The following is an 8,607-nucleotide window of genomic DNA, read 5'->3' as shown; positions in this document are numbered from 1 at the left end:
GGGCATGACCGCCCCGCCAAGTCCCTTCGGCCCCGATGCCGCCCCTGCCTCCGTGGCCGCACCGGCGCGTCCTGCCTGGGTGAGCGGCATCATCATCGCGCTGTTCATTGCGCTCGCCAGTGCCTTGCTGCCCGGCTCCATGCCGGCCAGCCAGCAGGTCGGGTCGGCGTTCAACCCAGCCACCACGCAGGTCGCGCTCAGCCGCCAGGAGGGCGAGGCGATCACGGTCGCCGAACCGGTCGACGATGGCCTGCGCCTGCCCTCGGGCGGTGATGGCGATGCTGCGGCAGCCTATTCCTGGAACAGTCCGGCCGCGATCGTTGCTGCAGCGCTGGCAGATACCCTCCTTTCCATTCCCGTATACGCGCGCGCCTGGGCAGACCATCCTGCTTCCGCGCGCCCCGGCACCGCCCCGCGCGCGCCTCCGCTGACCGCCTGATCCGCGCGACGACCGTGCTGGCGGTATTGATACGCTGAACCCCGAGGGGCATCGGCGTGCCGCCCCTGTCCGTCCTTCGCGCCTGATCGCCGGGTAGTGTCGCGCCGTGTCTCTGGCACCGGCCGCGGCGCAGCCCGAGACCCTCCCTCTCGCCAAGAGAGACTGATCATGCATCATGCCACTCCGCTGATCGGCACCATCGTTGCCGGTCTGGTCGTCGCGTTCCTTATGGGCGCGCTGGCCCAGAGGCTCAAGATATCTCCCATTGCCGGCTATCTGCTCGCCGGTGTCCTGGTTGGCCCGTTCACCCCCGGCTTCGTCGCCGATGGCAAGCTCGCCAACGAGCTCGCCGAGATCGGCGTCATCCTGCTGATGTTCGGCGTCGGCCTGCATTTCTCGCTGCGCGACCTGATGGCGGTGAAGAATATCGCCATTCCCGGCGCGCTCGCCCAGATCGCCACAGCCACCTTGCTCGGCATGGGCCTGTCCTGGGCCATGGGCTGGACACCGATCGCGGGCTTCATCTTTGGCCTCGCGCTGTCGGTCGCCAGCACCGTGGTGCTGCTGCGCGCGCTGCAGGTGCGGGGTCTGGTCGAGACCGAACGCGGGCAGATCGCCATCGGCTGGCTCATCGTCGAGGACATCGTGATGGTGCTGGCGCTGGTGATGCTGCCCCCGCTCGCACGCATTGCCACCAATCCCGAAGGCGCGGATCTGATGGCCATCGCTCAGCCGATGGCCGCAACCTTGTTCAAGGTCGCGGGCTTTGTGGTGTTCATGCTGGTGATCGGCCGCCGCCTGATTCCGCATGTGCTGCACTGGGTGGTGCATACCGGATCGCGCGAGCTGTTCCGCCTCGCGGTGCTCGCGATCGCGCTTGGCGTCGCCTTCGGTGCAGCCTTCGTGTTCGAAGTGAGCTTTGCGCTGGGCGCATTCTTCGCAGGCATGATCCTGGGCGAAACCTCGCTCAGCAGGCGGGCGGCGGAGGAGACGCTCCCACTGCGCGATGCGTTCGCGGTGCTGTTCTTCGTCTCGGTCGGCATGCTGTTCAACCCGTTCGTGCTGGTCGAACAGCCATTGCCGCTGCTCGCCACGCTGGGGATCGTCGTGATCGGCAAGTCGATCGCGGCCTATGCCATCGCGCGGCTGTTCCGCAAATCGAACCGGACCAGCCTCACCATCGCGTGCAGCCTCGCGCAGATCGGCGAGTTCTCGTTCATCCTGGCAAGCCTTGGCACCAGCCTGGGCGTGCTGCCCGCGGATGCGCGCGACCTGATCCTCGCCGGCGCGATCCTGTCGATCTTCCTCAACCCGTTCCTGTTCGGCTGGGTCATGCGGATTCAGGAGCGCTTTTCCGACGACACGCCCGCACAAGATCCGCCCGCCGATAAGGGGCATATCATCATCATCGGCCATGGTCGTGTCGGTCGGCATGTCGCCGCCGCGCTGAGGGCCGCACCGGGCAGCCTGGTGGTGATCGAGGACAATCCCGAAAATCTCGCCATGGCCGCCGATCAGGGCCTGACCACGGTGCGCGGCGATGCGGTGGAAAGCGGTATCCTGGAAAGGGCGGGGATCGATCGCGCCAGCGCGCTCATCCTCGCCATACCTGAAGGCTATGAGGCAGGCGCGATCCACCAGCGCGCGCGGATATTGAACCCGGAACTGAAAGTCATCGCCCGGGCGCATTCCGAGGACGAATACGCGCACCTTGCCCGGCTGGGCGTGCGCCACATCGTCCGCGCCGAACAGGAAACCGCGCGGCGCATGGTCGAGCTGCTCCAGAGCCCCTGAGCGCGCCCTCCACCAGTTTCACGAAAGACATAGCATGCAAGATATTACCGAGGCGCAAGCCGCCAATGACACAAGCCATGAAGCGCGGCGCAAGCGCATGAAAACCCTGTTCCAGCGCTATCCCGACATCAGCACATCCGAACGCGACGAAATGGTCCGCTATCTGCGCACCGCACCAGTGCTCGATATCGGCCTGCTGAAAAGCGACGAATCGCTGCGCTATCGCATCGCCGCATTCGAAGCCGCCAATGCCCGCGCGCTTGGTGCCAGCCCATGGGAAATCGCGGCGCTGGTGGCGATCTTCGTCTTCGTCGCGAGCGTTTGTGTCGCATTATGGGACATGGGGGCGTAGGCGCGACACGCGCCACGCCCGTGATGGACAATGGCGGGCCAGGCCCGCCATTTTCCTTGCACTTTGCGGCTGTATTGTTATCTTAACACAGTAACACTTATCTCTTGCCCTGACGGGCATCTCCCCTCATTTTGGGGAACAAGAGCGAACGGGAGCGCAAAGGCCATGGCGACGCAAACTGCGATTGCGGACAAGAAACTGACGCTGGAAGCGCCCGAACCGGTGCCGATCGTCACCGCAGCCGAGGCGACGGGGCTGGTTCCGGTGTCCGAAGAGGTGCGCTCGAAGCTCGACGAAAAGGTCGACGGCTTCATCAGCGATCTCGTCGCGCAGGACGTCAACTCGCCCGAGTTCGGCAAGCGCGTCGACCAGATCACCAATATGGGCCGCAAGGAAATCACCGACGCGGCGGGCCAGTCGAACCGCTTTCTCGACCGCCCCGTGCGCGCGATGGACAATGACAATTCGGTCGGCGCGAACCTCGCGCAGCTGCGCCGCACGGTCGAGGATCTCGACCCCGGCAAGAAGGGTGACCTGTTCACGCGCAAGAAGATCTTCGGCATCATCCCGTTCGGCAACAAGATGCGCGACTATTTCGACAGCTACAAGTCGAGCCAGGGGCATATCCAGTCGATCCTCGCGTCCTTGCAGAGCGGCAAGGACGAGCTGCTGATGGACAATGCCGCGATCGATGTGGAACGGCAGAACCTCTGGGCCGCGATGGGCAAGCTCGAGCAGATGATCCACGTGTCCAAAACGCTCGACGCGCGGCTCGAGGCCAAGGCCGCCGAGCTCGAGATGACCGACCCGGCCAAGGCCAAGGCGATCAAGGAGACCGCGCTCTTCTACGTCCGCCAGCGCACGCAGGACCTGCTGACGCAGATGGCGGTGACGGTGCAGGGCTATCTCGCGCTCGATCTGGTCAAGAAGAACAATGTTGAGCTGGTCAAGGGCGTCGACCGTGCCAGCACCACCACCGTCGCCGCATTGCGCACCGCAGTCACCGTCGCGCAGGCGCTGGTCGGGCAGAAGCTGGTGCTCGACCAGATCACCGCGCTCAACACCACCACCGCGAACATCATCGATTCGACCGGCACGATGCTCAAGGACCAGACCGCCAAGATCCACGAACAGGCGGCATCGGCGACGATTCCCGTCGAGACGCTGCAGCGCGCTTTCCAGAACATCTACGACACGATGGACAATATCGACACGTTCAAGGTCAAGGCGCTGGACAGCATGAAGACCACGGTCGACACGCTGAGCAAGGAAGTCGAGAAGTCCAAGGGCTATATCGCGCGCGCCGAGGGCGCCTCGCAGGGCGGCGGCGGCGCATCGTCGGGCCCCTCGCTGCTGAGCTCGCTGGAGGCTTGAGGCAGGTACGCGCATGTCCAAATCGCTGACCAGCCAGTCCGACCAGATCATCGCCGATGCCGCGGCGGTCAAGCGCCGCGTCCAGATGGGTCCGTCGATCGGCAGCAAGTCGCGCGCGCTCAAGCGCGAGCATATGTGGAAGAAAATCGCGGCGATCGCGATCAGCATCGGCGTCATCCTGGTGGCGGCGGGCATTGTCGGCGCGATCATCGACGGCATCGGCTTCTATGGCGTGCTGCTCACCGTGCTCGCGGCGGTGGTTGCCACGGTGGTGCTCGGCAGCGGCATGAAGCTGAAAGTTCCGACGCCCGAACGGCTCGCCAAGGAGCCCTTGAAGGTGCTGGCCGGCAAGACCGAGATCTGGCTGGAAAGCCAGCGCCCCGCGCTCCCGGCGCCGGCGGTGACGCTGGTCGACCAGATCGGTGTGCAGCTCGACATGCTCGCGCCGCAGCTCCAGACGCTCGAGGAAAACAGCGAACCCGCGCGCGAGATTCGCAAGCTGGTGGGCGAGCATCTGCCCGAACTCATCACCGGCTATCGCAAGATCCCGGCGAGCATGCGGCAGGAAAAGCGCGGCGAGCGCACCCCCGACGAGCAGCTGATCCATGGCCTTGGCGTCATCGAACGCGAAATCGCCAGCGCCACCCGCACGATTGCCGAGGGCGATGCCGACAAGCTCGCGATCCGCGGCCGCTATCTCGAACTCAAATATGATGGTGTTGCAGACAGCCAGTGAGGCTGCCCATTCAGGCAATCGAATGGCTGAAGGTGTAGAGCACCACTTGCCCGTCTGCATCATTCTCATCGGGTTCGCGCACGCCGCCAGCTGCCACGTAAAGTGACCGCGCAGCTGCATTGCCATGGTCCGTCAGCACCCATGCGTTGGCGCAGCCGAGCGTGCGTCCATGATCGAGCAGACAGGCCATCAGCCTCTTGCCCAGCCCCTGCCCCTGGTGGCTCGGGGCCACGCCGACCTCGTTGATCCACAATTCGGGTGGCTTGTCGGGATGGAGATAGTCGACGCCCGAGGCAAAGCCGACCACCTGCCCGGCGTCGATCGCTACCGCGATATGGTGGCGCGGATCGGCGAGAAAGGCTGCAGTCTGCTGCGGATCGACCGGATTGTCGAAGACATCGGCTGCCACATGGGCGAGGACCTGCGCTTCGTCGCTTCCCAGAACGCGCACCTCGATCACGGCGCAATCGCCAGCCAGTCGCCGCTTGCGATGCGCTCCAGTCCTTCGACGCTCAAGTTCCAGACATAGACCATCGCCTCCACCGCGCCGGATGCTGTCATGACGCTCCCGATTTCGCGGCGATAGTCGTGCGGGGGCGGGTCGTCCGGGCCGCAGCTTTCGAACGCGTCGAGCCAGGGGAGGCTGGCGGCGGGGTCGGTGAGGCGCAGCAGGTCGCCCGTGATGCTGTCGTCGCCCTCCAGCACCAGCGCCGGGTGCCAGCTGACGCGGTAGAGCGTTCCGGCGAGCGTGCCCGTGCCGAGCCATTCGCTTTCCGCTGCCAGACGCGCCGCATTTTCATGATCGCTACCCCGGCGCAGCGTGCCGTAGACGAAGAGAAGGTCGGTCTGGATCGCGGACATGATCTGTGGCTATCATGGCCGCGGGAGACAATCGAGATGCAGCGTTACACCAGCTTCGCCGAATTCTGGCCCTTCTATCTGCGCGAACACAGCCGGGCGCTGACCCGCGCGTGGCATTATACGGGCACGTCGCTGGTCGTGCTGCTGGCGCTCGCGGCGCTTGTCACCGGCAATTTCCTGCTGTTCGCGATGATGCCGGTGGCGGGCTATTTCTTCGCCTGGATCAGCCATTGGCGGATCGAGCGCAACCGGCCTGCCACCTTCACCTATCCGCTCTGGTCGCTGGCGGCGGATTTCCGCATGTGGGCGCTGTGGCTGACCGGCAGGCTGGGGCCCGAGCTGCGGCGCGCCGGGGTCGCCTGACGGGAACCGCCTTGCGCGGCCCGGCGTAGTCCGGGCAGCAAGGAGAATTCCCCCATGACCGATACCCAGACCCCCAAGCCGACCGAGCCCGTCGACTGCACCGAAGAGACCGCGCAGCGCGCAGGCGCCAAGACATCGAGCCTGAACGATCAGGCCGAGGGCGACTCCGACAAGCCGATCGAGCCCGATGTCGACAAGGACAATGTCAGCGAAGACGAGCTCGACGACGCGCTCGACGATTCGATGGACGCCTCGGACCCGCCGTCCTTCACCCAGCCCTGATCGGCTTCCGCCTCCCGAACAGCAGCGGGAACAGCGCCAATGGCCCCTGTCCCGCAAGTCCGGCGATCCCGGGCATGTGGAAGAGATCGTCATACCATTGCCGGGCACTGATCCCCAGGGCCAGGCCCAGCAGCAGTTCGGCGAACATCAGCACGATCGATCCGGTGAGGCCCATGACGACCAGGTTTGCGGTGCCGGAAAGCTCGGGTGGCTGCCGGACAATCGTCCGTGCTCGCCAGGCCATGGCCAGCAGCAGCAAGGGGAACTCGATCATCACGGCCGCGGATACCCCGATTGCGGGTGCGACGATCATGGTTCGAAACATGCCCAGGATGAACCCGAGGGCGAAGGCTTCCAGGCCGTAGCGCAGTCCTGCAACAAGAGCGGGACGGCGCATCGCCTCACACCGTGATCAGCAGGCCCGCCAACGCCGCGCTCATCAGGTTCGCCAGGCTGCCTGCGGCGAGCGCCTTGAGGCCAAGCCGCGCGATCATCGGGCGCTGGCTGGGCGCGAGGCCGCCGGTCACCGCCATCTGAATGGCGATCGACGAGAAATTGGCAAAGCCGCACAAGGCGAAGGTGATGATTGCGACCGTCCGCGCCGATAGCCCGGCCTCGGGCTTGCTCAGCTCGATGAACGCGACGAATTCGTTGAGCACGATCTTGGTACCGAACAGCCCGCCTGCGCGCAGCGCCTCGTCCCAGGGCACGCCGATCAGGTACATGACGGGGGCGAAGACATATCCGACGACCTGCTGGAAAGAGAGATCGGGCTGGCCGAACCAGCCGCCGATGCCGCCGAAAATGCCGTTGGCGAGCGCGACCAGCGCGACAAAGGCGAGCACCATAGCGCCGACCGCGACCGCCAGCTTGACGCCGGTCTGCGCGCCCATCGCGGCGGCCATGATGACATTGGCGGGGCGCTCTTCCTCATATTCGACATCGAGCGGCATCACCGCCTCGCTGCTGATATCCGCCGGATCGTCGGGCATGATGATCTTGGCCATCAGGATGCCGCCCGGCGCGGACATGAAGGCCGCGGCGAGCAGATAGTCGATGCGGATGCCCATCGCGGCATAGGCGGCGAGGATCGTGCCGGCAACGCCCGCCATGCCGACGCTCATCACCGTGAACAACTGCGCGGGCTTCAGGGCGGCGAGATAGGGGCGGATGACCAGCGGCGATTCGCTCTGCCCGACAAAGATGTTTGCCGCCGCGCACAGGCTTTCGACCTTGGAGATGCCGATCAGCTTCTCGATGCCGCCGCCGACCCACTGGATCACGCGCTGCATGATACCGAGATAATAGAGGATCGAGACGAGCGCCGAGAAGAAGATGATCACCGGCAGCGCGGCGATGGCAAAGCTGTTGCCGCCGACATCGGGGCTGGCCAGCGGACCGAAGATGAAGTTGGTTCCCGCCTGCGCATAGCCGAGCAGGTTGGAAACGCCGCGCGACATCGCCTGTATCGCGGTGCGACCGGCGGGCACATAGAGCACCAGCACCGCGATGCCGGCCTGCAGCGCAAAGGCGGCGCCGACCACGCGCAGCCGGATGGCGCGGCGATTGTTTGAGAGCAGCAATGCGATCGACAGGATCAGCGCAATGCCTGCCACCCCCAGCAAAATCCGTGTCATGCCCTGCGCCCGTGTCCCGTCTATCGAATTTCAAGATTGTCCCCGATTCTGCCTAGCCACAATGGGGCGACGGGGAAAGCGCGAACTGTCGCGTGCCGCGACGGGCCGTCAACTGGCCTGCCGCCGTGCCACCTGCCAGCAGCCGGTAACGATCAGCGCCGCGCCTGCCAGCGTCGTCCAGCCGATCGTCTCGTTGAAGATCAGCCAGCCGAACAGCGCGCCCCAGATGAACATCGAATATTCGAGCGGCACCAGCGCTTGTGCCTCGGCGCGGGCATAGGCCCAGGAGAGCAGTGAGAGCGACAGGATTGCCAGCATCGCCGCCAGCGTCAGCAGGCCCCAGCCGATCGGCGCGGCCATCGCGGCGTCGCCCGGCATCGCCGCGCCGGCAAAGGGCATGGCGAGGCCGAACCAGAAGCCCATGATGACATTCTGCACCAGCACGATTTCCTGCGGGCTGGCGATCTGTGCCTGCTGGCGCTGCAGGATCAGGTTCCAGGCATAGAGCACTGCCGACGCCATGATCGCGGCGATGCCCTGCCACCCGGCCTCGCCCTGGTCGGCGACCGCATCTCCGCCCAACCAGCCGAGCCGGCCGGCGGCGATCACCAGCACGCCGCCAAAGCCCAGCACCGATGCCAGCACCGCACCGCGCCCGATCCGTTCCTTGAGCAGCACCGCAGCGAGAAACAGCGCGATGATCGGCGCGATGAAGGTGATCGCCACCGTCTCGGCCATCGGCGTGCGCGCGAGGCCCCAGAAGAACAGC

The 8,607-nt window shown here is 65.5% G+C and carries 11 protein-coding genes and 1 pseudogene; 7 read left to right on the top strand and 5 right to left on the bottom strand.

Annotated features, from left to right (window positions below; all coding sequences use genetic code 11):
- From AX735_RS25475 to AX735_RS00180, 5 genes and pseudogenes are all read left to right on the top strand, one after another.
- A pseudogene (locus AX735_RS25475) lies at positions 1-439 on the top strand (hypothetical protein); the annotation flags it as partial.
- Between the two features lie 168 nt (positions 440-607).
- Positions 608-2,233 carry a YbaL family putative K(+) efflux transporter gene (gene ybaL / locus AX735_RS00195; protein ID WP_066274057.1) on the top strand — a complete coding sequence of 542 codons (1,626 nt, stop codon included), beginning with the start codon at positions 608-610 and terminating at the stop codon, positions 2,231-2,233.
- Positions 2,234-2,267: 34 nt separating this feature from the next.
- Positions 2,268-2,585, top strand: coding sequence for a hypothetical protein (locus AX735_RS00190; protein ID WP_066274056.1), 318 nt, complete (start codon positions 2,268-2,270; stop codon positions 2,583-2,585).
- Positions 2,586-2,750: 165 nt separating this feature from the next.
- Positions 2,751-3,959, top strand: a complete 1,209-nt coding sequence (locus tag AX735_RS00185; protein WP_066274052.1) for a toxic anion resistance protein — start codon at positions 2,751-2,753, stop codon at positions 3,957-3,959.
- Between the two features lie 13 nt (positions 3,960-3,972).
- Positions 3,973-4,695, top strand: coding sequence for a hypothetical protein (locus tag AX735_RS00180; protein WP_066274051.1), 723 nt, complete (start codon positions 3,973-3,975; stop codon positions 4,693-4,695).
- Between the two features lie 10 nt (positions 4,696-4,705).
- Here the strand turns inward: AX735_RS00180 and AX735_RS00175 are convergent, their stop codons facing one another.
- Positions 4,706-5,155 carry a GNAT family N-acetyltransferase gene (locus tag AX735_RS00175; protein WP_066274050.1) on the bottom strand — a complete coding sequence of 150 codons (450 nt, stop codon included), beginning with the start codon at positions 5,153-5,155 and terminating at the stop codon, positions 4,706-4,708.
- Positions 5,152-5,556 carry a gamma-glutamylcyclotransferase family protein gene (locus AX735_RS00170; protein ID WP_066274047.1) on the bottom strand — a complete coding sequence of 135 codons (405 nt, stop codon included), beginning with the start codon at positions 5,554-5,556 and terminating at the stop codon, positions 5,152-5,154. Before AX735_RS00170 ends, AX735_RS00175 begins: the two co-directional genes overlap by 4 nt.
- Positions 5,557-5,592: 36 nt before the next feature.
- Between AX735_RS00170 and AX735_RS00165 the strand changes: the two genes are divergently transcribed.
- Together AX735_RS00165 and AX735_RS00160 are read left to right on the top strand one after the other, a co-directional pair.
- Positions 5,593-5,919 (top strand): DUF962 domain-containing protein, encoded by a 327-nt coding sequence (locus AX735_RS00165; RefSeq protein WP_066274046.1) that lies wholly within the window; start codon positions 5,593-5,595, stop codon positions 5,917-5,919.
- Between the two features lie 54 nt (positions 5,920-5,973).
- Entirely contained in the window at positions 5,974-6,201 is a 228-nt protein-coding gene (locus AX735_RS00160) for a hypothetical protein (RefSeq protein ID WP_066274040.1), read from the top strand.
- On the opposite strand, the gene AX735_RS00155 is transcribed toward AX735_RS00160, so the two are convergent.
- The 3 genes from AX735_RS00155 to AX735_RS00145 all read right to left on the bottom strand — a co-directional run.
- Complete coding sequence (locus tag AX735_RS00155) at positions 6,188-6,598, bottom strand: hypothetical protein (protein WP_066274038.1); 411 nt, start codon at positions 6,596-6,598, stop codon at positions 6,188-6,190. The genes AX735_RS00160 and AX735_RS00155 overlap by 14 nt on opposite strands.
- A 4-nt stretch (positions 6,599-6,602) precedes the next feature.
- Positions 6,603-7,838, bottom strand: a complete 1,236-nt coding sequence (locus tag AX735_RS00150) for a NupC/NupG family nucleoside CNT transporter (protein ID WP_066274036.1) — start codon at positions 7,836-7,838, stop codon at positions 6,603-6,605.
- 108 nt (positions 7,839-7,946) lie between these two features.
- Positions 7,947-8,607, bottom strand: a 661-nt coding sequence (locus tag AX735_RS00145) for a DMT family transporter (RefSeq protein ID WP_156447371.1), incomplete at its 5' end; no start/stop codon positions are given.

Source organism: Blastomonas sp. CCH1-A6 (genome assembly GCF_001556365.1).
Taxonomy (GTDB): Bacteria; Pseudomonadota; Alphaproteobacteria; order Sphingomonadales; family Sphingomonadaceae; genus Blastomonas; species Blastomonas ursincola.
Note: the sequence above shows the minus strand (reverse complement) of the source record. Positions and strands in the feature narration are given on the sequence as shown.

What these genes read in the sequence shown, in the direction of transcription:
- ybaL (WP_066274057.1), top strand. Translation starts at nt 608, where the DNA reads ATGCATCATGCCACTCCGCTGATCGGCACCATCGTTGCCGGTCTGGTC.
- AX735_RS00190 (WP_066274056.1), top strand. Translation starts at nt 2,268, where the DNA reads ATGCAAGATATTACCGAGGCGCAAGCCGCCAATGACACAAGCCATGAA.
- AX735_RS00185 (WP_066274052.1), top strand. Translation starts at nt 2,751, where the DNA reads ATGGCGACGCAAACTGCGATTGCGGACAAGAAACTGACGCTGGAAGCG.
- AX735_RS00180 (WP_066274051.1), top strand. Translation starts at nt 3,973, where the DNA reads ATGTCCAAATCGCTGACCAGCCAGTCCGACCAGATCATCGCCGATGCC.
- AX735_RS00170 (WP_066274047.1), bottom strand. Translation starts at nt 5,556, where the DNA reads ATGTCCGCGATCCAGACCGACCTTCTCTTCGTCTACGGCACGCTGCGC.
- AX735_RS00165 (WP_066274046.1), top strand. Translation starts at nt 5,593, where the DNA reads ATGCAGCGTTACACCAGCTTCGCCGAATTCTGGCCCTTCTATCTGCGC.
- AX735_RS00160 (WP_066274040.1), top strand. Translation starts at nt 5,974, where the DNA reads ATGACCGATACCCAGACCCCCAAGCCGACCGAGCCCGTCGACTGCACC.
- AX735_RS00155 (WP_066274038.1), bottom strand. Translation starts at nt 6,598, where the DNA reads ATGCGCCGTCCCGCTCTTGTTGCAGGACTGCGCTACGGCCTGGAAGCC.
- AX735_RS00150 (WP_066274036.1), bottom strand. Translation starts at nt 7,838, where the DNA reads ATGACACGGATTTTGCTGGGGGTGGCAGGCATTGCGCTGATCCTGTCG.